The organism is Deltaproteobacteria bacterium (assembly GCA_016208165.1).
GTDB lineage: Bacteria > Desulfobacterota > Desulfarculia > JACQYL01 > JACQYL01 > JACQYL01.
In genome coordinates, this window is record JACQYL010000109.1 from 1 (window position 1) to 26,163 (window position 26,163).

Below are 26,163 nucleotides of genomic sequence, written 5' to 3' on the forward strand. Positions count from 1 at the left end.
ACTAAGCTTGGGTGAATCCATCACCGGCTGGAGCAAGATATCGATTTATTTAAGAGAATCGCCCAGAAAACGACTGCTACAGCAAGTGCAACTGCAAAAGCAAAGTAACATAGTAAACAGTTCTTAAGTTAGCGCTTATGACCTGCTCCCCAATCGGTGGGTGCATTCGGGACGGTGAAGCAGGATCAGCATGACTTTTGAGTTGGCTATCCCGCCGATGAAATATTCCAGGAAATCCTCCGTTGTTTGGTCGATCCAATGGAGGTCCTCAATGGCCAGGATAAGGACCTTGTTCTTACTGGTTCTGATCAACAGGTTTCTGAGTCCCTCGAAAATCTCTCTCTTTCTCCGTTTCGGTTCGAGTTGGAGATAGCTTTCATCCTCCACCTTGAGCGACATAAGATCCAAGAGCGGGGGCAGTTCATCCGTGAGCTTTTCATCGAGCTGCGTAATCTTTTCTGTCACCCGCTCCCCGATGGTTGTTTCGCGCTCGCCCTCCTCAACGCCAAAATAGGACCTCAATATCTCGAGGACAGGCAGGTAAGGCATGGTTCCGCCGAAGTGGATGCAGCGGCCTTCCAGATAAGTTGATTCTTCTCGGGAAAGCCGGTTCCTGAATTCCCAAAAAAGCCTGGACTTGCCGACCCCCGCCTCCCCCACGATCCCCACCACTTGACCCGAGCCGTTCCGCGCCTTCTCGTACGCCTCCATAAGGGCGGCCATGGAATTTTCCCGGCCCACGAACTTCGTCAACCCCCTTGCCGCAGCCGCCTCGATCCTCGTTGCCGCCACCGACTTTGATCAGCTCAAATACCTCCTGGGGCTCGGCCTTCCCCTTTACCTCCACCTTGCCAAGGGTTCTCAAGTTGAAGTAATCCTTAACGAAACGGTAGGTGTTATTGGAGACAAGGACGGTCCCGGGCTCAGCCAGACTCTCCATGCGGGAAGCGAGGTTTGTCGTGTCCCCATCGGCGGTGTAGTCCATGCGGAGGTCGTCTCCGATGGCGCCCACGATCACTGTCCCTGAGTTGAGGCCCATGCGCATCTTGAACGTGACCCCGTACTCTTTCGCGACCCTCTTTCCGTATTCTTCCATAGCCTTCTGTATGGAAAGAGCTGCGTGACAGGCCCGGCCGGCATGGTCCTCGTGCGCCACCGGGGCCCCGAAAAGCGCCATCACCCCGTCTCCGGTAAACTGATTGATGGTCCCCTCATACTTGTGGACCTCATCCATCAGGATTTTGAAGCACCCGTCCATGATCCGGTGGACGTCTTCAGGGTCCAGCTTTTCGGACATGGCGGTGAAATTGGCCACATCCGCGAAGAGAACGGTGACCAGCTTCCGCTCCCCCTCCATAGCGCTTTTCGACGTGAGGATCTTCTCCGCCAGATGTTTCGGTGTCTAGGATCGAGGGGCCCGGTAGTCGACCTGCAAAGCTTCTTTTGGCTTCTCCAGGGCCTGTCCGCACTCGCCGCAGAACTTGTCGCCGGGGAGGTTTTCGGCGCCGCATTCCGAGCAAATAAGCAGGAGCTTTGCTCCACAATCACGGCAGAATTTCCTGGTTGGAGGATTGTCTGTTTGACAGGATGGACATTTCATTTTTGTTCTCCCAAAGGACGCGTCAAGTTGCGTTAGGGACGTCAATCGAACCCACTACAAAAGGGTATCAGGCCCGCTCTTGGCTTTTGCCGAGTCTTTTCCTGACACAGGGGTAAGGCTCGGCTCCCCATGGCAGTGTGTTGTTTCATGTCGCGCCTGACCATTAGAAGCATGCTATTTGTAATGCGGGGATAGCTTACCTATTTCCACCGTTCTTTGGCTTTTCTTCCCCCTTTTCGTAGGGCCTAAACGGACGTTGTTTCATTGTTGACTTATGTCGGACGAATGCGTGTCGGAAATAATGTTCCATCGTCAGACCCATTCCGGGGCAGGTTTTAATCCAGTCCCTAAGACAAGAGCCGGATTTTCCCGATCCATTTCCCGTTGTGCAGGGTTATTGGCGATGTATTCCCGGATGCGGTTCAGTTCCTCGTCATTGCGGATGATGTGTTCGTAATAATTGCGCTGCCATATCTTGATGCCGGGGGTGTCGCGCAGATGGTTGATGCGTTTTGTAGATACCGCTTTGAATGCGCCGACCAAACGACCGATGGGTTTGCGTTGTTTTGTAGGGGCGGTTCGCGACCAGGCTTCGCTGTGCTATGCCGTGGCGCGACCGCCCTTAACAACGTCGGCAATAACGATAATGCCATGCAAATGATTGGGCATGATCATCCGTTCGTCCAATTCCACGTAACCGTGTTTCGTCGCCAACCATTCCCACGACTCGGCAACCGTTTCGCCGAACTGGTTCAACGTCGTTTTTCCGTTCACGGCGTCCCCGAACAGACATTCCCGGTCCCAGGCGCAAATGGTCACGAAATAGACCCCGGCCTGTGAATAATCGTATCCGTGCAATCGGATGGATCGGCGGTTATGTTGCATCGATTTCCGTTCCAAGGGCGGTTCGTGAACCGCCCCTACAGACCGGCCGTCGTTCATGCTATTATTCTCTGATCAAAAGGGCCACGTCTGCCCCCTGATTTTTGTAAAGGTCTCTTTTTGATCATTGTTGGAGTCGGCTGCCAACAGCCCGGTACGCTCCCATTTCGCTCCCGATCCAAAAAAATACGCTAACTGCACTGGAGCGGAATGATGCGCATATCTGCATTACAAAATTATATGCAGCTTTTGTGCCAATTGCAATAACAGATTCATGTCACTTGGATTCTTCCATTTCGGGCCAAGGTGGATACATGGAGATTGCTCAGAAATTGAGCAATTGCCGAACCCCTGTTGCTCAATAATTGAGCAACAGGCCCTCACACAGGCTTCGCTGCGCTCCCCGCTTCGCTAGGCTACGCCGGGCAAAATGCCGGGCAAGCCCCTGACCTCTTCCCCTTCGACAAGCTCAGGATCCTTGACAGAGGGCGAGGGAGTATATGTCCGGATGTTTGGGGTGGAGAAGGGAAGGTTATGGGATTCGGATCAGACACAAGCTGCGGTATAGCCCCGGACCACCCGCCAAATTCACCATCCTTGCCAATCTTACCTTTCTGCTCAATTCAATGCCTCATCCGATCCTCTTCACCAGCGAGCCTCTTCACCTGTCGGCAAGCCTCTCCATCTTACAGGGCGCGCCTGCAGATCCGGTGTTCTTTGTCGCGCATTATCCTCAGGACGGGCTGATCGCCTGGAAGACGAGCGTACAACCGGCAGTCGAGGAGGCGGCCCGCCCGATCTCCTGATTCCGGATGTACCGTCCGGCGCATGGCAGGTCTACTTCCTCGTGACTCCTTGCAAGGACGTGGGTCCGCGGCAGGCCCACCAGGAGAGGAACCTGGCATGCGACGAGGATTCCTATTTCAAAGCCGACTTCAATCCTGACCCGCCCGCTTCGGAACGTCCCTTTCTCCTGATGACGGCGGCCGCCCGAAGTTTCTTGCCTCGCTCGGGGACCCGGCAGCAGATTGCATCTCATCGTTTTTCAACGGCCTGTAACAACCCGGCTTTTTCAACGGGCTGCTAAGCACGCCGGGGTTGTTAAACTTGACTCGAATCCGCCGATGCTTAACGTTTTGTTAGAAGGCCTGGTTGCATATCCGATCGAACGGATATGATCCAGGGCGTTTGGATGCATACAGAAGGAGATAGCAATGGATGCGAATAAATGTAGAACTCGGCGTGGTCATGCGTGGCCTTTGCTGTTGGGAGTATTGTTGTCTGTGACGTTGATTATGTCTCAGGCAGTTCCCGTACGTGCGAATGACGCGCAGAGCGCCAGTCAATTGGTTGAAAAAGCATGTATGACGATGGACAACTTTATGAGTGACTCAAAGATGGGAGCTTTCAGGGATCTTCTCAAGCAGGCGAAGGCCGTGGTCATCGCTCCGCAGTTTCTGGAGGGCGCATTCATGGTCGGCGCTTCGGGAGGAAGTGCGGTAGCCATGGTCCGTGATGACAAGGACGGCCAGTGGAGCGCTCCCGCTTTTTATCGCATTGGTGGAGCAAGTTTTGGTCTTCAGATCGGCGGGAAGTCTTCCGAACTGGTTCTTTTGGCCATGACGGAGCGAGGCAAGAATGCACTTTTGGGAAACAGTGTTAAGCTTGGCGTGGACGCCGGCCTTGCGGCAGGCCCGATCGGCATGGGTGCTGAAGCGGCCACAGCCAACCTCAGTGCGGACATCGTGAGCTTTTCCCGTTCGAGGGGCTTATACGGCGGCATCGCACTGGACGGCGCAGTAATTGCGACACGAGATTCTCTGAATGAGGCTTATTACAACAAGAAAGTGTCTCCCACGGATATTTTTGTCCGCCGTGAGGTGACGAACCCCCAGACCGCCTGTTTGATCCGGAATCTTCCGGGATCAGCACAGGACGAAGTGGCCACTGCCGTTGGGGGATATTGAACTGAAGATCGTTGCGTGAAGTCCCTGGATTGGTTGGTTTACCGATTTCCGGACTCCCGCGACGAAATGTAGACAGGATGAAAGAAGCCTTCGTCCCTTACCGGGACGAAGGCGGAAAGATCGGAGATGCCGTTACGGATTGGCTTTCTTCCGGTTTCAAGTTCAACCGGCTTCCAGGGCTATTGAGGTAACCGGGTGTCAGGCGGCGGGAACGATTGACGGTTGCCGTGACATCTGAGGGCGAGTTACGCACCTGAGCCTATTGCATATATTATGATGAAAGGGGTGATTGTTATGATGACCTGGAAAGCAATAGTGGCATCGCTCCTTATCATACTCAGTCTTACGGTCGTCGGCTGCTTCTATTCGCACGATTATGGCTACGGCCATGGATACGGATATGGTTACGGCCATGGATACTACCACGATTTCGGCCATGGATATCGCCACGGGCGCCATTATTATGGAGATCATGACGGCTATTATGGAGGCTATGACGGACATCATAAGGATAGGGATCATGACCGGGATGACTACAGGCGCCGGCGGTGACGACCGGCCCCTATGGTGAAGCATCTGAAGGGGTCACTCATCGGACCGGGAAGTCTTCCTAATCCCCGCCACACGAAAATGCCCGCCGATGACGCTTTCTTTGTCGAGTACCGCCATGTGGATATAGAGCGACACAACAGCCAAGAAAAGAATCGTATCCCTGGATTTCTCAGGAACGGACAGCGTAATGGTGTTGCTTACGCGACTACATCCGGAACAACATGTGCATAAGCGTCAAAAGCCGACTGGACCCACTGGCATAACTGCCAATGGAGACAATGAGACGCCTCCCGCTTCACGTGTTGATTCGCGTGAAACGGAAGGCGTCTCATGCCTGGTCCGAACGTATCGCGGTATTGAATAAAGTCCCTCTACAAACAGCCTACGGTCTATAACCGTCCGTTAGCGTCTGGAGAAATGCGACGAGATCGTCGATCTCCTGGTCAGTCAAACCGAGGCGTCCCAAAGTCCCCGGCATGGCCATCGGATGCCGATGGACATTTTCCGCCACTTCCGACTCAGGCCAATTCGCATCGGGCAGATCCCGGGTGTTGTTGAAAACGATGACTTCCCTCAACGTCTGGTGGTAGCCGTTGTGCGTATAGGGCGGGGTAACCGCGCAATTTCGGAGGCACGGAATCTTGAACTTGCCGTCTTCCATTGAGGCCTCCTCTTCCGAGTATCCCGCACTACGCAGACTGTCTCCCAAACCCCGGTCGATATAGTTGACGCCGTCCGGATTAAGCGAGCGGGGCAGATTGTAATATGGAAGATCGGGATTGCGCGGAGTGCCGAGATTCTGGTGTCCGAAATTGGTAAAGAGCTTCATCGTTCCTTCTTCATGACAATTGGCGCAGTGCCCTTTTCCCATGGGCTGGAATAGCTGATACCCTCTCGACTCGGAATCCGTGAATGCAGCCATTCCTCGTTTTACATAATCGTATTTGGACGTAAACGGACTTACCTCCGGAGATCGCATATAGGCCGCCAAGGCCTGCGAAATACATTCGTAGGCAAAGTCGACGGAATTGAATACCGAGCGGCCGAAAATATTCTTGAAAAGGGCGGCGTATCGGGACCTGTGAACAGATTGAACCACCATTGTCTTGTCACAGTTATGCATCTCAAGCGGATTAAGAAAGGGTTGTTTGGCCTGTGCCTCCAGAGTGCTCGCGCGTCCGTCCCAAAACAAACCTCCCTTGTATTGGCCTTCCGGAATTGCAACAGTCAGGTTGATGTCATCATAATAACGCGGGGGGCAAAACATCGCGTAAGCGATGGTCTGAGCGTTGCGGTTTCCGAATCGGGTGCGAACGGCGCCCTTCGAGACCGGAAGGTCAGTGTCCGGGTCGGCGAATCCGACACCCGGATCGTGACAGGACGCGCAGGACTGTCCGGCCGGTCGGGATAGATTCTTATCAAAAAATATTTCCTCTCCGAGGGTGACAATATCACCCGAAACAACGACATTGCCCTTTGCCGCCGCGGCAGGGACGATGATTGAAAGGGATAACATAATCAAGGCGGGAATGACCCCGGCCATGAGGATACGATTTCTTACGTGAAACATGGGACACGTGCGACTGAATACCATATCGACCTCCTTTTGTTTTACGACTTTTTCAACAGGGCTAAGATGCCTACCTGGCGCCCGAGCGAAAACGGTCTTTGGCGCCGACCTCCTCCTCATCGAAAGAAACATACTCCCGGAAATAGCCAACACGTCCCAGCGGCTATCATTGAGACTTACGCCGATCCCAACCAACAACTGGTTTTCGTTCGGACAGTGGATAATCAACGGATCATCATTTGACCTCCTTTCGCTCCCGATCTAATGCTTTGACACACAAGGTTCGAACGGCGTTCATCCTTTTAGCTTGTTGGATGTAACTAGTGTAAGTATGACGAATGCACGATTTTCAAAATACCAGCCGGGTCCGGACCAGGCAACAAGGCGAATCATGTATTCTAGATCGGAAAAGACCTTAGGTTTTGATGGATGTATACTTTTTTGAAGTATCCAATTATCAACTTGTCACGAGGATAAGAGGGCGAAACATAATTCTTTCTATACCTAATCATTTCTATACTATTTGAAGATTCTGGCTAATCGTCGCCGTGGTGGCGAAGTGCGATCCATTTCTCCTTTATCGGATAGGCGCCGGACGTTTCGCCGGTTAAAGAGATTCAACCGGACTGCTTGAGGACCTATGAGAGGCTGTTTCCCAGATGGGTAGGAAAGCTCTGGCAGGCGAGCAAAAGCATGGTAATCCGGACAATCCGGAGCTGAGTGGGTACGGCGTTTTTGGAGGTCCCGAAGCAGGTAGCGAGTTTAGGATTCCGTTAATCGACTTAAAAGCGGCGCAATCTGCTCCACGAAGCGGCGACGTTCCCTTTGGCGAGGACGATCGGCTCGGGCGCGAAAAGCTACGGCCGGCGTGGTTTGTAATCGGTTGGCCGCGGCCATGACTGCAAGTTAAACGGCGATTCCTTCAACGACTATCTCGTAAACGCCGGTTTAGAAACTGATAAGCGGTTTGATGATGTTGTCTTCCTTGGTGGCCATCATCTGAAAGGCCACGTCCAACTGATCGAAATGGAATCGATGGGTGGTGAGTTTGGTGGGATCCACCCGATTCCTCTCGATCAGACGCAGCATGCGCTGCATGCGTTCCTTGCCCCCCGGACAGAGCACGCTTCGAATGGTCTGTTCCTTCATGCCCATGCCCCAGGCGGTCCTGGGAATGTCCACGGAGTCGCCATCGCTGTGGATACCCAGGTTTACGATGTTCCCTCCGGGCCGGGTTACTCGTATACACGAATCGAAGGCCATCTGGGAACCGATGGCCTCGATGCACGCATCCACACCGACGCCGTCCGTGATGTCCATGATTTCTTCTTCAGGATCCACCTCCGTAAAGTTCAGCGCGACGTCGGCGCCGTACCACTTGGAAAGCTCGAGCCGGTTCGGCCTCTTGTCAACGGCAATGATCAGTCCCGCGCCGAGAAGATGCGCGCCCGCAGTGGCCATAAGGCCGACGGGGCCCTGGGCGAATATGGCCACCGTGCCCCCAATAGGAATACGAGCCGTCTCCGCGCCCATGAACCCGGTGGACATCATGTCCGAGGCGTAACAAGCGGCCTCGTCGCTCACCGTGTCCGGCAGCGGCGCCAGATTCGCATCGGCGTCGTTCACGTGAAAGTACTCGGCGAAGGTGCCGTCCTTGATGTTCGAGAACTTCCAGCCGCTGAGGACTCCGCCGCATTGCGACGTATCGCCTCTCTGGCAGGCATGACAACGGTAGCAGGGCGTTATGGCGTTGACGGATACGCGGTCACCCAACTGGACAGTACGCACTTCGCTCCCCAGCGCCCAAACGATACCGGCTGCTTCGTGTCCGATGGTCAGATTGGCGCGTTCACCGATGGATCCGTTCACTGTGTGGCAGTCCGTGGTGCATACCAAACCCGCCGTTGTCTTGATAATCGCATCGTTGGGCCCGGGCGTGGGCACCGGTTTTTCGAAAAAGCCCACTTCACCGATTCGCTTCATCACGAACGCTTTCATGGTTTTCGGAAGCCGGTACGGAATTTCTCCCATAGGGCCTTACTCCTGCGATCCACGTATCTCAATGATTCCCAATGCCGCCGCATACTTCACCAGATCGATCACACTGTCCAGCTCGAGTTTCTCCATGAGCTTTCCCCTGTGATTCTCCACCGTTTTGGGGCTGATGTTCAGCTTGTTTGCGATCTGTTTGCTGGACAGGCCCTGAGCCACCAGGCGCATAATCTCCTGCTCGCGGGGCGTCAGCCGATCGTATCGTTCGTCCGACACACGAGTTTCTTCATCCACCTGTGCGAGCATGAATTGAACAATTTCATCCAACACCTTGTGGTCAAAGTAATAATGACCTTCGGAAACCGTGGCCAGGGCTTTCAACAGAATGTCCGGCGTCGAGTCTTTCACGATGAAACCGACGGCCCCTGCCCTGATCGATTTGATCACAAAATCGATGTTGGAATACATGCTGATCATGACCACCTTGGTCGAGGGCTGTTTTTCTTTGATGAAGCGCACGCCCTCGATACCGCTCTTATCGGGCAGGGCGATGTCCATCAACACCAGATCGGGTTTCATCAGTTCGACCCTCTCGCACGCCTCGAACACCGTGCCGGCTTCCCCGGCCACCGAGAATCTTGGGTTCTCTCGGAGGAGTACCTTCAGGCCCTCCCGAAACAGGGTGTGATCGTCCACGAGAAGAATTTGTTTCTTATCCGCCGCATTCGCTTGCATAGGGTCTCTCTTGCTCGTAGGGAATTTCTACGAGGATCCGCGTGCCTACCGGCTCCCGCGATCGTATGATCATTGCTCCATTCAGCACGGCCACCCGTTCCTTCATGCTCCAAATGCCGAGGCTGCCGTTTCGGGTTCCCGTTTCCATGATGGAGCCCACATCGAAGCCCCGTCCGTTATCTTCGATGCGAAGAATGATCTTGGGGAAAGAATTCACCAAACGCACGGTGGCCTTTGCAGCCTGGGCGTGCTTGGCAATGTTGTTCAGGCCCTCTTGAACCAGCCTGTAGATGGCGATCTTCACATCGAAGTTCAGTTCGAGGGATTCCATGCCCGCTGTTTTGAAGTCGATCTCCAGGTCGTAGAGCTGCGAAAGGTTCTTACACAGGTTGTGAATCGTATTGGTGAGTCCCAGTGTGTCCAGGGACGTGGGATGAATGTTGAACACCATTTTTCGCACGTCGCCCATGATATTCTGCAACGAGTCCATAATACGTTTGGCGTGGTCCTCGCTCTCGCCGGCAGGGGGCGCTATACTTTTCATGAACGCGGCCAGCTGAATGTTCAGAGAGTACAGATTCTGGGCCAGATGGTCATGAAGGTCCCGCGCAATGCTGCTTCTTTCGACTTCCTGGGACCGGATGAGCTGCTGGGAGAGCATTCGTATGTGCTCCTCGGCCTGTTTCCGAACCGATATATCCCTCATGTAACTGATGATGCCCATGCTTTTTCCTTTTCCGTCTCGAAGAAAGGCGCTCGATATCAGGAGAGGCACCTTGGCGCCGTTCAACAGCTTCGCTTCGCACTCATAGTTGGAAACAGGCGCTTGTTTCAGCAGGAACTGGTAAATGTTCTGCAGGCCTTCCACATTATTCCTTATGATTTCCCCTATGAAGCTTCCGATGATATCCGACCGATCGAGATGGAACAGCTCCTCGGCCCCTTTGTTGGCAAAGGTGATGCCTCCTTTTTCGTTCGTGACGATGATGGCGTCCATGCAGCTGTTCAGCAGGCTCTCCAGGTAGTCCCGAATACTGATCATGTCTTTCATGTCGGTAACGTCACGAACGATACCTTCTATGGCTGTTGGGACATCTTGTTCGTTCCGTAGCACGATCCAGCGGTCGTGGAGCCATCGAATGGAGCCGTCCGAAGAAATGCAACGATATTCGGCTTCGTCACCCTCCTTTTGCCCCAGCATCGAGGCCTCGATCTTCCTCTGCAGCTTGTGCCTGTCTTCAGGGTGTATCCTCTCGAAGGCCGAATCCGTAGTAACGATATCCTTGCACGGATGTCCGAACATCTTTATGAAGGACGGATTCGTATATACATACTTATGAATCGACAGGTTGTAATTGTAGATCCCGTCCTGTGTTCGATTGGAAAGACTGTAGAATCGTTTTCTGGCTTCTCTCCATGGCTCGGCCATCTGTTTGTAGGACTGGAACACGTTCTCCATCGAACGGAGTCGATCTTCGAGTTCCTGATAGGTCGGCTTTTCTTCCACAACATTATCCTTCATGCATCGTTAGAAACGGGACCGGGTCGGACTGCACGCGCCACAACCGCCGAACAGCGCCCCAACCATGGCTTTCCGTGATCCCGGAACCGCGGACCTCTTCCGCGCTCTTAATGATGCCACAGGCTCCATCGGTTTGAAAGCTCAATCGTGGAATCGCTTCGTGCAAAGGACAACTCGGTTGACCTCCGAGGCCTCGTGTGAGAAAATCTTCAAATCCAACACCGGACCGGAATCCGGAGTGCGGATGCGACAACAAGACCTATTCCAACGAGCGTACAACGATGACGGCCGGCCGGTCCAAGCCCCATGACGGGGCCTGCGTTTCTGAAGATTAGGATCCGAGGACTGGAACCCGGACAGTGGAGACCACAGCGAATGGCAGGACATGTTTGTCCCTTTTGGGCAGGATACCTGCTCCTAAGCCCCTTGAGGAGAATGCTCGAAAATCCTTACACCATGCTGGGTCCGTTTGTTGAAGAAGGCATGACCGTTCTCGAGCCCGGCTGTGGCATGGGCTATTTCACCTTGCCGTTGGCCCGGATGGTCGGTCCCGGAGGTCGGGTGGTCGTGGTGGAGATCGAGCCCAAAATGCTTTCCGCCGTGGAACGCCGGGCTCGTAAAGCGGGTCTTTTGGACAGGATCGTGCTTTGCCTTGCCAGTGGCGAAGGACCCGGGGTGGAAGGATTCCTCGAGTCGGTGGATTTTGCCCCCGTCCTCTACATGGCGCATGAAGTGCCCGATCAGGCAGGCTTCTTTTTGGAGCTCTGGAAGGCCATCAAATCGGGGGGGAGAATGCTCGTTCTCGAACCCAAGTTTCACGTCACGCCGAACGACTTTGAACGGGCCGTAGCCGCAGCCGAGAGCGCCGGTTTCAGGATCGAGAAGCGTTTCGACGGAAGATTCACTCGAAACGTCCTGATGGGCAAGCCGTAGAGATGACGCGGGCCGGGAGGGCAGTTAAGACACCATCAGGCAAGCCGTTCCGGTTCTTGCTTCTTGTGCCCGTCGATCCAATATCTTATTGCATTGCGCGGTGAATTCATCCGCAAGAACGCTATGCGACGACGCCAGGGATCGAAACGCCTCCGCCGTTGCGCTTCCAACCGTTTGTATGTTCCGTACAATGGAGCGTTCGAACCCGAATCCACATAGTATCCGGTAAGATTCGCCTCGGTCCATTCGTTGTCTTCAAGGAACCTTCCGCCTCTCCGTTCATACAGCGATGTGGATGGGAAATACAACAAATGCCGGACCGCGTAGAACGTGGGAGAAACGCGCGCCAGCCAATCCAGCTTGCTTTCGATGTCGGACGCCGTTTCGCCCTCGAACCCGATGAGCATGTTGGCCAGGACCGCCATGCCCGCTTCTTTGATCAGACGGATGGCCCGCTCGTTCCCTTCGACGGATCCTCCTTTGTGAACGGCCTTCAGTTGATGCTGAATGGAGGATTCGACGCCAAGCGCAATCAACACGCAACCGGACCGTTTCAACTGCTTCAAGATCCCCGGTTCGATATGGTCCGCCCGGGTTTGCACGGCCCACTTTATTTTCTTATGAAGGCCTTCCCGGCGAAAGCTCTCGCACAGGGTCTCCGTCCGACTGGTGTCCATGAGAAAGTCGCTGTCATGAAAGTAGAATCCTTCCACGGGATAATCCTTGAGTACGCGCTTTATCCACTCGACAACGTACTCGGCGCTGTGAAATCGGACACCCCTTCCCTGGGTCCCCCGGACCGCGCAGAAATCGCATCGATGCAAACACCCCCGTGAGCCAATGACCGATGCGGAAGAAAGGTAGTGCCCATATACTTTGGTCAGGTTTGGCCGGGTGTAGAACTTCATATCCAGCAGATCCAGTGCGGGAACGGGAAAACGGTCGAGGTCTTCTGTTTGCTTCGGAGGCGTGTGGACGATTTCACCCGTTTCTTTCCTCCACCATACCCCGGGGATGGCCTCCGGAGCGTCCCCATCCGCTATCTGGGCCAGAGGTACCTCGCCTTCCCCCTCCACAACGGCCTTAAGGGCCGGGATTCTTCTCAGGGTGAGTTCGGGGAGGGCGGTGGCGTGATGACCGCCCGCCACCATAGGACCCTGGAAATGCGCCTCCAGCAGAGAGATGCTGTCCACCGTATCGTACATCATGGGAGAGACGGTGTGGAAACCGATCAGGTCCGGTTTGAAAGAGCGGTAACGGTCCAGCATGGCCCTGTTGACCGACGGCTTGTCGGGTCCGATCCGGCCCGCCAGAGCCAAGCGGTCAAACACGGAAACCGCGTGACCTCTTCTTCTGAGCTCGGACGCGACAAATCCCACACCAAGAGGCATCCAGCTCGATTTGGGAAAGGTTCCGGCCCGGGCCAGAGGAGAAATGAGCAGTACTCTCAACGCAAACGTCTCCGGAAATACACCTGTCGCCACGGTACATGACTACAAGAAAAAGCAGCGGAAAAAGCAAGTTCCGCCAGGCGTGCATGTTCAAAGGTCCACCGGCGCATTCAGGTTGAAAACTTCTCCTTTTCCAACTTCCTGCGCTCTTCTTCCCGGATCTCGCGGCGCAACAGCTTTCCAACCTTAGATTTGGGAAGCATGTCTCGGAACTCGATGTAGCTCGGCACTTTGTAGGGCGCCAGGCGCTGTCGACACCACGCCATGAGTTCCTGAGCCCCGACTCCCTTGGCGTCTTCTTTCATTACCACGATGGCTTTCACCCGGTCGCCCACCTTTTCGTCGGGAACTCCTACCACGCAAGCCCCGATGATGCACTCGTGGTCCTGCAGGACCGCTTCGATTTCGGAAGCGGACACGCGATAACCTTTGTGCTTGAGTATATCGGCCGAGCGCTCGATGTAGTAGATTTGCCCGTCTTTGCCCTCCTCGACAAAATCCCCGGTGCGGTAATAGACTTCACCGTCGAGATTCACATAGGACATTTCAGTCTCTTCGGGTCTGTTCAGGTATTCCTTCAATGTGTGCCGGGAGGTTACGATCAGTTCGCCCGGCCGGCCGGGGGGGAGAATCTCCAGAGTCTCCGGATCCACCACTTTGCAGATCCGGGTCGGCAAAGGCGCCCCGATGGAATTGGGCGGGGGCTCGCCTGCGTCGATCCGGCTATAGGTGACATGGCCGGCCTCCGTGGATCCATATACCTGGTAGATGGGTATGCCGAACTTCTGTTTCCAGCGGTTGTACACTTCCCGGGGGAGTACGTCTCCACCGCAATAACAGTATGTCAGGCTTTTGAGATCGTAGCGATCGAGACGATCGTTTTCCAGGATCATGCGATACAGAGTTGGAACGCCCAGGAACCATCGGACCTTGTAGCGCCGTACAGCCTCCAGAATCGCGTCGATCTGGGGTACCGGCATGAGCACTGTCGTGTTTCCGAGGTTCAGACCCACGGCCATAAACAGTCCCAAGGCCATGATATGAAACAGCGGGTTAACGGCGATGTAGGTATCGCCGCCTTCCATCGCGCGCCCTCGGAGCACATGTTCCATGATATCGTTCACGTATGACGTATGACCCCAGTGATTGCCGGGCACTCCCTTCGGGAAACCGGTGGTTCCGCCGGTGTAAAGGATGTAGGACAAATCCTTCCTGGGATCGATAATGGTTTCCACTCGTGTGGGCGGAGATGCGATCACATCCTTGAAACTCGAAATCTCAGGGCCTCGGAGCACTTTACCATGGGGCGCAACATCGAACAGAGCGGCCAGCGCACGTTTGGAAAAGGGCAGCAAATCGAGCAGATTGGTTATTACCACATGCTTCAGAGGACTTCCTTCAAAAATGTCTCGAACGTATCCAAAGTTCGTATCGTGGCAAATAATGGTCTCCGCCCCCGAGTCGCGGATCATGAAATCGATTTCACGCGAAGTGTAGATCGGTGAAACGAGAACGACCACGCCGCCCAGCCTCTGCACTGCCAGAAACGCGACGACGAGTTGAACGCAATTGGACAGGTAAATGACCACCCTGTCGCCTTTGCCCACGCCGAGGCGCGTCAGACCGGCGGCGAACCGCCGGACCAGATCGTCGAGCTTTTCATACGAGAATTTCGTGCCCAGAAAAACAATAGCCGTGTGGCGCGGATATTTCTGGCAGATCCCGTCGAATCTGGTAAATGTCGTTTCCGTGTGCAAAAGTCCTTCGCCTCTCCAAGACTATCCGTGAATAGAGGCAAGCATTCTATCCAACGCCGAAATAAGCGGACTTTACGTCCGGGTTATCGAGCAGCTCCTCTCTGGAACCTTCCAGAACCGCGGCGCCATTTTCGAGAATGTAGCCATAGTGTATGATCGGCATGATGGGACGCGCGTATTGCTCTGCCACGATAATCGACGTCTTTCGATGGTCCCGGATTTCCTTGATCGTTTTAGACAGGAGATACTGGATGGCCGGACTCAGGCCTAATAGTGGTTCATCCAAGAGCAGCAGTCTGGGCTGGGCCATTAGGGCGCGGCCGATGGCCAGCATTTGTTGCTCTCCACCGCTGAGGAAGCCTCCCAGCCGCTTCTTCAAAGGAATCAGGGCCGGAAAGATGCCGAATACGTATTCTAGGGTCTCTTTGGCTTGTTTGCTCGTGGCGAGATAGGCTCCTATTTTCAGGTTTTCCAGTACCGAGCTTTCCGGGAAAATCCTTCGCCTCTCCGGACAGAGCACAATACCCCGCTTGGCCCGGTCCGAAGCCTTGGCCTCGATGATGTTCTTTCCCTCGAAGAGAATTTCACCTCGGATGGTAATCCGTTCACCGCCGGCCATTTCTTCCTTCTTCCGGATATCGAGCATGATTCCGGACAGGGTATACATGAGGGTGGACTTGCCGGCGCTGTTGGCTCCAAAAATACCCACGATCCGTTCGGGCGCGCAATTCAGGCTGATGTTGTTCAGGGCCAGCATGTTCTCGTAGAACACCATGACGCCTCTGGCCTCAAACATAGCCGAATACCTCCTCCGAGCCGAAGTACGCCTCCTTTACCCGCTCGTCCTTGACCACTTCTTCCGGTACCCCTTCCAGGAGCTTGAGCCCGAAATTCAGCACCATCACGCGGTTGGCCACCCGAAACAGCTCCCGCAAGCGATGTTCGATCATTACCAGACTGATCCCCTCCATCTGCAATCGCTCGATGAGCGGCACCATGCTGGCCATTTCGCTCATGCTAAGACCGGAAAACACTTCGTCGCAGATGATAATTTCCGGCCTCAAAGCCAGGCAGCGGGCCAACTCGAGTCTTTTCAGGTAGCCGGTGGGCAGCGCGGAGGCCAGTTTGTAGGGCACATAGGAATCGCGCTCGAACCCGATCTCCTCGAGGATATCCACGGCTACCGTGTCCCGGCTGCCCAGCTTTCCTCCGCCCCGCCACCCGCCTGTACGCCGGGCGCGAGGAGAAAACAGCGGGATCACGAGATTCTTGTAGGCTGAAAGACTGTAATAGGGACGCATGATCTGAAAAGTGCGGGTTACGCCCATGCCGGCGATTTTGTGGGGGGGCAGATTCGTGATCCTTTTTCCCTTGAAATACACGTCACCGGAATCGGACTTGACGAATCCGGTGATGCAATTGACCAGTGTGGTCTTTCCCGAACCGTTGGGGCCGATCACGCCCAGTACGTCGCCCGGATACAATTCAAAACTGACCATTGACAGGGCCTGAACTCCGCCGAAAGCTTTGCTGAGTTCGTGGGCCCGCAGGATCGGATCCGATGTCATATGGACACCCATCGTTCGAATTGATGGTATTTCCGGGTGCAGTAGACCATGATGCCTTCGCTTTTGAACACGACGAAAGCCATCAAAATCAAGGCGTAAACGGCGATTCTGAGTGTGCCGAAATCCCTCAGCAGCTCGGAGATAGGCACCAGGATCAAGCAGCCAATCACCGGTCCCACCAGGGTTCCGGCGCCGCCTACCACCGTGGCGGCAATGGGTATGATCGAGAAATCAAGGGCGAACTGGGAAATTCCGGCCCACATGTAGATATGGGCCAAACAGGCTCCGGCCAGGCACCCGAGGGCGGAAGTAATGTACACGGCAACGGCCTTGTACGTAGTAATGCTGATGCCCGAGGCCTTGACCGCCTGGTCGTTGTCCTTGACTCCTCGAAATACCAGTCCGATATCCTCGGTAACCAGCCGTCTCAAAAAGAACAGCAGGATCAAAAGACCGCCCACCAGCAGGTATTGTTCCATCCATTTGTTCGCGAATCCATCCACTCCGATAATGCCGTCCGTACCCCCCAGCACGTCCAGGGCTTCGATGACCCTGGCCAAAAGCAGGGGATACATGAGCGTCACAATGGCGAAATATACCCCCCTGAGGGGAAGGCAGGGCCAGAAAAGCACCGTACATACGGCGGCGCCGGCAAGGGTGGCAATGGGTATCGTGAGAAAGGGCGGAAGCCCAAGCTCCGTATTCAGCAGGGCCGCCCCGTACCCTCCCACTCCAATGAAAAACGCCCCGCCCAGTGAAACCAAGCCCACATAGTGGGCCAAAAAGTCAAAGCCCAGGGCCAGGAGGGCATAGATACAGATAATGGAAACCACGCGCTGCCAGTAGGGAACCGTTATGAAAACGATCGGCAGAGACAGTAAGCCGACGATCAGGGCCAGTCGTGGAATCAGCAGATAGGAGATTTCCCGCCATCCGGATATGGCGTAGACCCTGTCGGTTCGAACCTTGATGCCCCTGTCCAGCCGCTCTTTGCGCAGCCCTTCTTTGCCCACGTTCAGACCCTCTCTTCGAGTTCTTTCTGCCTTCCGAAAAGACCCGAAGGGCGCAGAATCAGGGTGATGATAATGGCCAACAGCGCTACGACAACCTGGAATTGCGCCCCGAGGTGAACCACCGTCAGGATCTGGGCGAACCCGATGATGAAAGCGGCCAGAACCGCTCCTGTCCAGCTTCCCAACCCTCCCACCACGCATACCGCTATGGCCAGAATCAGTACGTTATAACCGGACTCGACCACGATGCTCCCCAGAGGCAGGAGCACCACGGCCGCGACCCCGGCGAAAAAGGCTCCCAAAGACATGGCTACAACGGCCATACGATCGGAATCGATGCCCAGGGTCATGGCCGCCCGTTCGTCCTGGGCCATACCTCTGAGCGCGAGACCTATGCCGGCAAAATGGACAAACGCCCACAAACCCGCCACGAGCACGGCCCCCAAGCCGACCACGATCAGCCGTTGAAGGTCAACGGAAATTCCGAGTATACTTACGCTTCCTTCCACAAAACTCGGGAGCGTGTAGGTCGCCCCTTTGAGGCCCCCCCACCGGAGCCCCTCGAGAATGGCGAGCCCGATGGCGTAAGAAGCGATAATCTCCGAAATGGCCATGCCCCTCACCCGCACCAGAATAAACCGGTACATGATCCCGCCCACCAGCGCTATAACGATCAGGGAGAGAAAAATAGCGATCGGATAAGGAATGCCGAGGGTATTGAGGAAGATCCAGGCAATGTAGCCTGTAAATACGTACAACGCGCCGTGCGCGAAGTTGGGCAACCGGCATATGCCGTACACCAAAGTGAAGCCGAGGGCGATCAAGGTTAGCGATACGCTGTTGATGACGCCGTAAACGATAATTTCCATAGCTCCGCCGCTTTCGGCAAACCGGTGGATCGCCGGGGAACAAGAGGCTTCCAGTCCCCGGCGACGCGTTTGACATACCCCTGCTCGCAGCCTTCGAGTCTGGGACGTTTACTTCGTCATCCAGGGCGGGAGCAAAATCTTGCCCGTTGCAATGGATTCAGGGAACACGACCACGCGTTTCCTGTCCTGCCACTGGAAAATGGTGCCTACCGCTCCTTCTTTGGGATCCGTGGCCGGGATAATCTGATGGGACTTGGGATCGAATCGAATCCGACCATAAACCCCCATCAAGTCGGTCTGTTCGAGGGCTGTCACCACTTTGTCCGGCTCCAGAGAACCCGCGCGTTCAACGGCGTCTTTGATGGTATATACGGCCATATAGCTCGAAGAGGTGCCGTATCCCTCGGGCTCAATCCCCCATTTCTTCTCGTAGGCTTTTACGAATTTCTCAGTCCAGGGCGTGGCCTGGCAGGGCGCATTGCCCGCATTGACCACGTTGGCCAGGCAGTACTCGCCTTTGCCTTCCGTGGCCTCCCAGAATCCCGGCTGTTCCGCTGCGGCGATGATGGAGCCGAACGGCAAGGCCGGCACTTTCATATCGTGCCATTGTTTCAAGAGGATAGACGTTTCCGGCATGTCCATCCAGATGAGGATCACCTGTGCGTTTTCCTTCTTTGCTTTGATCAACCCCATGGAATAATCCGTCGTGCCCGTGGGATATATGGCCGGCTCACCGATAACGGTCCAGCCTTTCCCGGCCATGATCTTGGCGATCAATTCGCCGCCGGCCCTTCCATGCGCCACGTCCTGAACCATAATAAACAACCGGTTCAGGTTATAGTCCTTCCCGATCTGTTCGAGGCATGGAATGATTTCACCGGTCACCATCCATTTGGCTTCACCGGAAATACGAAAGCAATACTTGAACTTATCGTAGTTTTCAGCCACCATTGCGTGATATTTCGGAGTAAGGGCTCCGGTGCTGAGGATAGATATCTTTTGATATTTGGACAGTAAGCTCATGGCCGCAAGAGCCGCTTCGGAACGAACGGGCCCGCCCACAATGAAATCCGCTTTTTTCTCGAGAATGAGTTTTTCCACGGCCAGCAAAGCCTCGCTCACCGGAACCCCCGGTTCCAGGTCCCGTGTGTCGATCACCTCGACTTCAAAGGGTCGTTTCTCGCCGCCGACGTCCACCCCGCCCTGGGCATTAATTTCCTCCACGGCCAGTCGGATCGCTCTTTCCGCGTCCCATCCGTATAGAAAGGCCGTGGAAAGGGGACACCCGAGCACAATGGGTTCCGCCGCCGCAGCCGGCGGCGCGAATGCGGTTATGGAAACACAAAACGCCAACACCGTCACAAGGACAAACCATCCGGTTTTCATGACAATCTCTCCTCTTCTGAAGGTTGGGATCTTCATTGGATCGACTGAATACCTGTCGTTTAACATCCTCGTGGGCTTTCTAGCGCCGGGCTCGGGTCACCAATGAGGACCATAATGCCCGGATGGGGTTCCATAGGATTTGAAATCCGGAAACCGCTGTCAGGTGAGACGCGCCGAACAACGGCGAACATTCCAAATTGATTGAATTCAGCTATGAAACATCGGGCCCAGGGAAGTTGCTCTCGTGGAACGGGGCCGCGCATCCAAACGTCAGGCCGAGGGACCGTCTGGTTTCGATCTCTTGCATTCCAAGCTGCAGATTAGACACAGTGAAGGGATAAATGAGTGAATAGTATTTAGCATATAGAAGAAGGCATGTAAACCGCAAAGGCCTCGTCTCGCCCATAAGGATGCGACGGCGCATGATCGAAAACGCCGTCATTATCGGGGGAACACCCTGGAACCCGTCTTTGGCGGACTCCCGCGCACTCTCCTCATGAATGCATACAAAAAATCATCGCAGGGCGGACGCGCTCGAGCCTCGATCTGCATTGCAGACGAGACCCTTCACTCAGAAAACACGGACCAACGATCGATTCGGTCGCCGTTCTCATGTTGGACAGCCGGATTATCCACGGGAGTCCGCAAACAATACAGGAAGGCGATCACATGATCGGCTCTATCTACAGGAAGGGAAACGAACTCGTCCCGCGCGTTCTGAGCTTCACCGCCGTGCAGCAGGATCGCTTCTCTGAGCGTCAGGGCTCGGCCGTCGTGAAGATAAGGAGCCGTGTCGCGCACACCCCACAGTCGGGCCGTAATGAACTCCCGGTTTCTTTGGTCATCCACAAGATCAAATGACTCTTTCAGTTGAGATCCCATATCGTGCCGCTTCAGATCGGAAAACAGAGGCGCCAGAATGCCCCCGTTATCGTTCAGCGTGAACCCGGCGGTCTCCGATAGATCCGATTCATAATACACATTGGCTCCCGGGTCCGTGTCTATTTCCGGGTAAGCGTAAGCGAGGGAGCGGCTTTCGGAATTGAGAAAAGGCCTGTGGCAAAAAGCGCAACCGATACGGACAAACGCAGCCAATCCTCTCATGGCGCTCATGTCAAGACCTTCCATTACGGGTGACGGGAGATTGGTGTTGAAAATATGTAATACCGAAAGCTCACCCACAAGAATCTCATCCCCGACACCGTCTCCATCTCCGTCCACCCCTTCCCCCACCTCCTCCACGGGCTCCATGCCGAAATGAAATCGCATGGCCGCCACATCGAAGTCGCGCACTGTAGCAAATTCCCCCTTTCTCCCAAAGGGTCGTACCACAAGATCCTCATCCATGCCTTCAACTTCCGACGTATCGAGACCTCCTTGTCCGTCCGCCACAATGCTTCCGAACGACACTCCTTTTGTCTCGAGGGGCACTCTAATGGACGGTTTAGAAAAGGCTTCGGCCCTCAGTTGCTGCAAGCGGACGGTCATTTCCTTGGCCACGAGTTCCACGCCCCCCGAACCAAAAAGAAACGGCGGGTTGATAAGCCGGCCATTGAACTTTCCGGGCTGGGATTCGGCCACATCCACAAAACTCGGCATGAAAATGACACTGCCGCCGGCGCCCGCCACGCCCCCAATACCCAATGTGGCCGGAATCGTCGAGTTCCGTGTAATGAAATGGCATTCGAGGCAGGTCTGGGCGTCCAGTCCGTTCACCCGAAGGAACGTTCCGTTCCCTTGGAGGGAGGGCCGGGCGCCGAACGATCGGGGATCCATCGAAGCATCGTAGGGACCGTCGCCGTACCCGTCGAACTTGTTGAAAGGCGTGGTGAACATCCTCCCGCCTGCTTCGATCATCTGGTCGACAGAAAGGCCCGCTTCAATCTGAGCCTGGGTCGTTCGGTCGGGTCCGAGATTCGGTCCCTCCCCCGTTGACGATTCGGCGGAGTGCGCCATCAAAGGACAGAGGACACATAACATTGCAAGAACACTGATTCCCACTTTGTACATGATCGTTTTCCTTTTTTTGCGATTGCCCCAAGGCAATAGGTTATTGCGACCCGCCGAAGCACCGGATGTACCGGAAAGAATCACTCTCTCGAATCGTCACAGAGGCATCCGGAACACACGACGTTGTGCGAAGTAAAAACATATTGTACTACGCGGTCAACATGAACGAAAGGCCCTGCTTTTGCTTGTCGCCTTTTATCCGACGGTTGTATGGCCGAAGAGAAAGAAACGGCCTGTGCCCTTTTGTCGAGAATGCCGGAAAATGCAGGGAAACACTTAAGGAAACATTCGAGGAATTGCTTGTCTGAAAAGAACGCGTGTCTTTCTGACAGGGTTGGTTGTTGCATTGGCCATCAGCGCTTTCGGATGGAAGGCGGAAGATGCTCCGGCAAACAGCTTGGATTCGCACCAGACCACGTGCGGATAGGCGCAATCACTCCTGCAGCCACGCCCTGCTGTTTGGAGGGAAGTCCTTGCGAACTGACAAAAACCCTTGTACAAGCCGTGCATTTCATCGGCTCCCAATGAAACGCACGGCTGTCTTTCCGGACGGTCGATTAAACTACCGTGACATTTACTGCAGCGGGACCCTTTCGTCCCTGCTCGATGTCAAACGTGACCCGGTCCCCTTCATTGAGAGACTTGAAGCCGGATCCGATGATACCGGAATGATGAACGAATACGTCCGGACCGTCTTCCTGTTCGATGAATCCATACCCTTTTTGATCGCTGAACCATTTTACAGTCCCATTCGCCATAGTAGTGTCCTCCTTTAAATATAATTACCATGGTTCCAGACTTCAGGTCACCACTCTGACAAATGGCTCTCCCTTAAGAACGAAACCAGCTTACTAACGCATCAGTTCCTTTGCTATTAGCCGATTATAAACCAATGTCTTGTCAAAACAGGACATGCACACACAAGAGGCTCGAGAGTGCCTCCTTCCGCATACTCCTACCGGTTCAACACCAGGAAAGACGCTGGAAGGAATGCAACCACTCGTAATCTTTTGGTATGTCATGCACCACTCGGGTCGACCTTCTGGAACGAATCTGGGATTCGGGGCCGGGGCGCAGGTCGAGCCGGGCAAACAAATCCTTCTCCAACTACGCGGTACGTGTCAGCGGCCGCTTAGACCTATCCGAAAGCCGGCCCCTATTTGGCGCCGCTCCCGGGACGCGCGCAACGGACAACCGCCGTCCATGCGCCATCCTTGAATGAATCCAATATCTCCTGCATTGGGCTTTCTGGGCGACTATGCCAGGAGGGCCTTTTTCCGGGGTGTTTAGCCGGCATAAGCTCCGGCCGTTTTGTACGAGGGTTTCCATCTCCGGGGGGTCCGTAGGACCGACGCTGTAAACCACCTGGGCGCGTACATAACCCTGGTCCAAATAACGATGATTTGGGGCGAGGCGGACGCACTCTCTCTCTGGGAGTTGTCCCTGTGCTTACTAACATTCTGTCATACATACGCGATTATTTTTTAGCACGGAAATTATACAAGATAAAGCAGAAAAAGAGCAACATCCCGCTCTTTTTACAAAACGATTTCACCCACTACCATGCCGAGGCGTGATGGAAGAATACGTGCAATCCGGCTGGGCCCCCGCTTTCTATCTTCTGACATTTTCTAAGGAATTCGTTTCCGAAATAAATTCTCGCCGGCATCCTTCGAAGATCTGATTATCTTGGCGGGGTTTCCATAGGCTAGCACGTTGGGCGGGAGGTCGTTCACCACATTCGAAGCGGAACCCACCACAGTATGATGTCCTATCAAAGTGTTGTTGATAACTACGCTTCCGGACAAAATGTAGGCATGTGCTCCTATCGACACCCTTCCGGAGCAGCTTACGGCCGGTCCGACAAAAACGTAATCGCCGAGAGCGTTTTCGTGGCTGATCAGCGAGCTCGGGCATAGGATACAATGGTTGCCTATCGTTACATCCACTCCGATACGTACACCGAACATAATGACGGCGCCCTGCCCTATTTCCGCATGTCTGGATATGCTTGCGGCGGGGTGTATGGCATCCACAAAATTGAATTTCGGGGATATGGATTCAATGTTTGACACAATCCGGGATCGGATGCGGCCGTCCGCTATGGCCACTATGCCGCCGAACACGCGCCGGATGGTTTCCTCTTTTTCTTTCTGATCTACTATTACCGGATACCCCAGCAGCGTGTCGGCACTGTTCTCGTCGTCGTCGAGCACACCCGCAATACGGTACAAATCCTGATCTTCGATAACGTCAATCACTGTCCTGCCATGGCCACCGGCGCCATATACAATAATATCTTCCATCCAAGGGCCCTCACTATATTGTCAAAAGAGAACCATTCGGATCACGGGGCAGCTTCCGTCTCTGTCTTGAAAAAACGCCTTTCAGGGCGAACGGGCAATACGTGTTCCGTGACTTCCGGCTTTCCCGGAAATCGTCCGCCGATATAGAGGCGTTCCGGTCGAACGGCCGACCTCCAGTGACAAGCCAAGTATCGCAGCTGGTATCTTGTCTATATCAGAACTGGAAACCTTATAGCCAATGGGAATATGGAAAAGCAACCTTGAACCTGCTTCGAAAGGATCCTACCGGATGAGTCGTCTTGGGCATAATCGCGCCCCAAAACGCAGGAGCCAACTTCAGATCGGCGAATAAGAGGCGTCACGCACGCTCACATCAGCAAACCTCGACTGGTGAAAAGAAAGGGGCGCCCCCGTAGAACGAAATAACGGAGCTTACGTCGAATGCGAGGGCTCCATCGAGCGCATTCGGTGTTCAATAGGTCTCCTTCGGCAAAGCCGAACGCCGGCGGCTCCCATAAGGACCTGGGCATGACCCGAGGATACTCGAGTGCCCTTCTCAGCCCGCAATCCGGACGATCCCTCCGGCTCATGGACTTCCGATGAACCATTCGGCGCGCCGGTTCAAACGCCTATTCGCTTCAATGCTCGACACCCCGGATTCGAAGCTTTGCACGTTTCGGGCAACCCGATCATACAGACATCTGATGTGTGGTTCTAAAACAGCCAAAAACGGTCGTTCAGACACTCTTAAAGTCGTCTTCATCCACCGGTATCACTCGTTCGGGACTGATTTCCGCGGCCGTTCTATCGGGTATACCCTTGTGCTTGGCGCCTTGCCGGGGAGTCGAGGCGATTGTAGGTCAGGCATACACCGATATCCCCGCAAACGCCACAGAAAAGATCTTGTTTCAAGCGCTCCGCAATCTCTCATTGGATTCCGATTTCACTGCGCTCCTTAAGAACGCACCGAATGAATTGTTTAACCGAGATCAACGTACAAATGGTATTCGTTGCTTCCCAAGCCTCGTGCATGAATACAGTAGTCCTTATCTTCTTATTAGGGTTTTACCTTATTTCTAAACCATCGCGGCTTGACTATCCTGAGGACAATTAAGGAGGTAGATTTCTATGAGTGACAAATCGCGGGTACTTATCGAGTTCATCGTCAGGCACTTGGTGGATCATCCGGAACAGGTTATCATTGAAGAAATCGGCAGCGACCTCACAAAGATTGTGCGAATCAAGGTGGGAGGAGGAGATTCGGGCAAGGTCATCGGCAGGCAGGGACGAACCGCCGGTGCGCTTCGCACCATCCTCACGGCTTCGGCGGCCAAGGAAAACAAGCGTGCGGTGCTCGAAATCATCGATGGGAAACGACATGAGATGCAGGGCGCCCTTGTCGCAGCCAACATGCCCTGAGTATCGTTGAGCGCCCATAGAAGTTCGGAATAAAGGTTCACGCAGAGCGCTGAACATAGCGGGGGGTGGGCCTCTCGTCGTCACGAGACCACTCGTCCATCCCAGGTTCTCACACTGTCGGATGTGGGCCCGCTCCTGTTCAACCGTTCCCGCCGGAACGGCGGGGGGCATTTGTAACAGCTACACAGGCGGTGGACCTTTGGATGAGGACCCCTTTCGTTTTGACTTTAGGGTGTGCAGTCTTCGACACCATGGGGCCCTCGACATCGTGTCGGTCAGTCGAGCCTTTTGGAACTCCGCGTGGATCAGGGGGTGGCAATGAGGCGTTTCCTCACACCACCCGCCTGAAAACGGCGGGGCACTCGTAAACCTGAGCAGTGGGACAACCGCCCAAGGACCTCCACAGGCCGCCGGGATGTTCCAGCGAGAACGCACGATCATCCCCCATTTGACTGGCACGTTCTCGCCAACCTTTCGATATTGCTTTTCTTACTCTGCCGCAGAGCGAACTGTCGAACTCAGGATGAAGGCCGTGTGAGATGGGCGTTTCCTTCTATTTCCGCGAGAAGTCAAGTGCCGGAGTAGGGGAGCACAAGTCACCGGAAATCTTCTACCTGAGCGGCTTACGAGT

The 26,163-nt window shown here is 54.6% G+C and carries 19 protein-coding genes and 2 pseudogenes; 5 read left to right on the plus strand and 16 right to left on the minus strand.

The features are described from left to right. Nucleotides 1-135: 135 nt before the first annotated feature. Together HY788_19620 and HY788_19625 are read right to left on the minus strand one after the other, a co-directional pair. Nucleotides 136-1,600: pseudogene (locus tag HY788_19620) on the minus strand (AAA family ATPase). A gap of 312 nt (nt 1,601-1,912) precedes the next feature. Continuing rightward, a pseudogene (locus HY788_19625) lies at nt 1,913-2,485 on the minus strand (transposase). A gap of 497 nt (nt 2,486-2,982) precedes the next feature. On the opposite strand from HY788_19625, the gene HY788_19630 reads away from it, so the two are divergent. The 3 genes from HY788_19630 (at nt 2,983) to HY788_19640 (ending at nt 5,020) form a co-directional block, all read left to right on the plus strand. Further along, entirely contained in the window at nt 2,983-3,288 is a 306-nt protein-coding gene (locus HY788_19630; protein ID MBI4776357.1) for a hypothetical protein, read from the plus strand. Between the two features lie 489 nt (nt 3,289-3,777). Continuing rightward, nucleotides 3,778-4,449, plus strand: a complete 672-nt coding sequence (locus HY788_19635) for a lipid-binding SYLF domain-containing protein (protein ID MBI4776358.1) — start codon at nt 3,778-3,780, stop codon at nt 4,447-4,449. A gap of 388 nt (nt 4,450-4,837) precedes the next feature. Next, nucleotides 4,838-5,020 carry a hypothetical protein gene (locus tag HY788_19640; protein MBI4776359.1) on the plus strand — a complete coding sequence of 61 codons (183 nt, stop codon included), beginning with the start codon at nt 4,838-4,840 and terminating at the stop codon, nt 5,018-5,020. 363 nt (nt 5,021-5,383) lie between these two features. Here HY788_19640 and HY788_19645 read toward each other — a convergent pair whose 3' ends face one another. From HY788_19645 to HY788_19660, 4 genes are all read right to left on the minus strand, one after another. Beyond that, nucleotides 5,384-6,595 carry a c-type cytochrome gene (locus HY788_19645; GenBank protein MBI4776360.1) on the minus strand — a complete coding sequence of 404 codons (1,212 nt, stop codon included), beginning with the start codon at nt 6,593-6,595 and terminating at the stop codon, nt 5,384-5,386. A gap of 924 nt (nt 6,596-7,519) precedes the next feature. Further along, nucleotides 7,520-8,569 carry an NAD(P)-dependent alcohol dehydrogenase gene (locus HY788_19650; GenBank protein MBI4776361.1) on the minus strand — a complete coding sequence of 350 codons (1,050 nt, stop codon included), beginning with the start codon at nt 8,567-8,569 and terminating at the stop codon, nt 7,520-7,522. A gap of 39 nt (nt 8,570-8,608) precedes the next feature. Beyond that, nucleotides 8,609-9,298, minus strand: coding sequence for a response regulator transcription factor (locus tag HY788_19655; GenBank protein MBI4776362.1), 690 nt, complete (start codon nt 9,296-9,298; stop codon nt 8,609-8,611). Further along, nucleotides 9,276-10,805 carry a PAS domain S-box protein gene (locus HY788_19660; protein ID MBI4776363.1) on the minus strand — a complete coding sequence of 510 codons (1,530 nt, stop codon included), beginning with the start codon at nt 10,803-10,805 and terminating at the stop codon, nt 9,276-9,278. The genes HY788_19655 and HY788_19660 overlap by 23 nt, the downstream gene beginning before the upstream one ends. A 390-nt stretch (nt 10,806-11,195) precedes the next feature. Here HY788_19660 and HY788_19665 point away from each other — a divergent pair, with 390 nt between their 5' ends. Then, a complete protein-coding gene (locus tag HY788_19665) occupies nt 11,196-11,753 on the plus strand; it encodes a class I SAM-dependent methyltransferase (GenBank protein MBI4776364.1) in 558 nt (185 codons plus the stop codon). 35 nt (nt 11,754-11,788) lie between these two features. On the opposite strand, the gene HY788_19670 is transcribed toward HY788_19665, so the two are convergent. From HY788_19670 to HY788_19715, 10 genes are all read right to left on the minus strand, one after another. Beyond that, nucleotides 11,789-13,204, minus strand: coding sequence for a B12-binding domain-containing radical SAM protein (locus HY788_19670; protein MBI4776365.1), 1,416 nt, complete (start codon nt 13,202-13,204; stop codon nt 11,789-11,791). A 110-nt stretch (nt 13,205-13,314) separates the two neighbouring features. Then, entirely contained in the window at nt 13,315-14,961 is a 1,647-nt protein-coding gene (locus HY788_19675; GenBank protein MBI4776366.1) for an AMP-binding protein, read from the minus strand. Nucleotides 14,962-15,007: 46 nt separating this feature from the next. Further along, nucleotides 15,008-15,757: an ATP-binding cassette domain-containing protein gene (locus tag HY788_19680; protein ID MBI4776367.1), complete on the minus strand. Its 750-nt coding sequence runs from the start codon at nt 15,755-15,757 to the stop codon at nt 15,008-15,010. Next, nucleotides 15,750-16,529, minus strand: coding sequence for an ABC transporter ATP-binding protein (locus tag HY788_19685; protein ID MBI4776368.1), 780 nt, complete (start codon nt 16,527-16,529; stop codon nt 15,750-15,752). Before HY788_19685 ends, HY788_19680 begins: the two co-directional genes overlap by 8 nt. Next, nucleotides 16,526-17,542, minus strand: a complete 1,017-nt coding sequence (locus HY788_19690; GenBank protein ID MBI4776369.1) for a branched-chain amino acid ABC transporter permease — start codon at nt 17,540-17,542, stop codon at nt 16,526-16,528. Before HY788_19690 ends, HY788_19685 begins: the two co-directional genes overlap by 4 nt. Before the next feature lie 2 nt (nt 17,543-17,544). Further along, nucleotides 17,545-18,411: a branched-chain amino acid ABC transporter permease gene (locus HY788_19695; protein MBI4776370.1), complete on the minus strand. Its 867-nt coding sequence runs from the start codon at nt 18,409-18,411 to the stop codon at nt 17,545-17,547. Nucleotides 18,412-18,519: 108 nt separating this feature from the next. Beyond that, nucleotides 18,520-19,797: an ABC transporter substrate-binding protein gene (locus HY788_19700; protein MBI4776371.1), complete on the minus strand. Its 1,278-nt coding sequence runs from the start codon at nt 19,795-19,797 to the stop codon at nt 18,520-18,522. A 567-nt stretch (nt 19,798-20,364) separates the two neighbouring features. After that, nucleotides 20,365-21,807, minus strand: a complete 1,443-nt coding sequence (locus HY788_19705) for a hypothetical protein (protein ID MBI4776372.1) — start codon at nt 21,805-21,807, stop codon at nt 20,365-20,367. A gap of 557 nt (nt 21,808-22,364) precedes the next feature. Then, entirely contained in the window at nt 22,365-22,565 is a 201-nt protein-coding gene (locus HY788_19710; GenBank protein ID MBI4776373.1) for a cold-shock protein, read from the minus strand. 873 nt (nt 22,566-23,438) lie between these two features. Next, nucleotides 23,439-24,113 (minus strand): NeuD/PglB/VioB family sugar acetyltransferase, encoded by a 675-nt coding sequence (locus HY788_19715; protein ID MBI4776374.1) that lies wholly within the window; start codon nt 24,111-24,113, stop codon nt 23,439-23,441. 1,128 nt (nt 24,114-25,241) lie between these two features. On the opposite strand from HY788_19715, the gene HY788_19720 reads away from it, so the two are divergent. Beyond that, nucleotides 25,242-25,532, plus strand: coding sequence for a KH domain-containing protein (locus tag HY788_19720; GenBank protein ID MBI4776375.1), 291 nt, complete (start codon nt 25,242-25,244; stop codon nt 25,530-25,532). Nucleotides 25,533-26,163 lie beyond the last annotated feature (631 nt).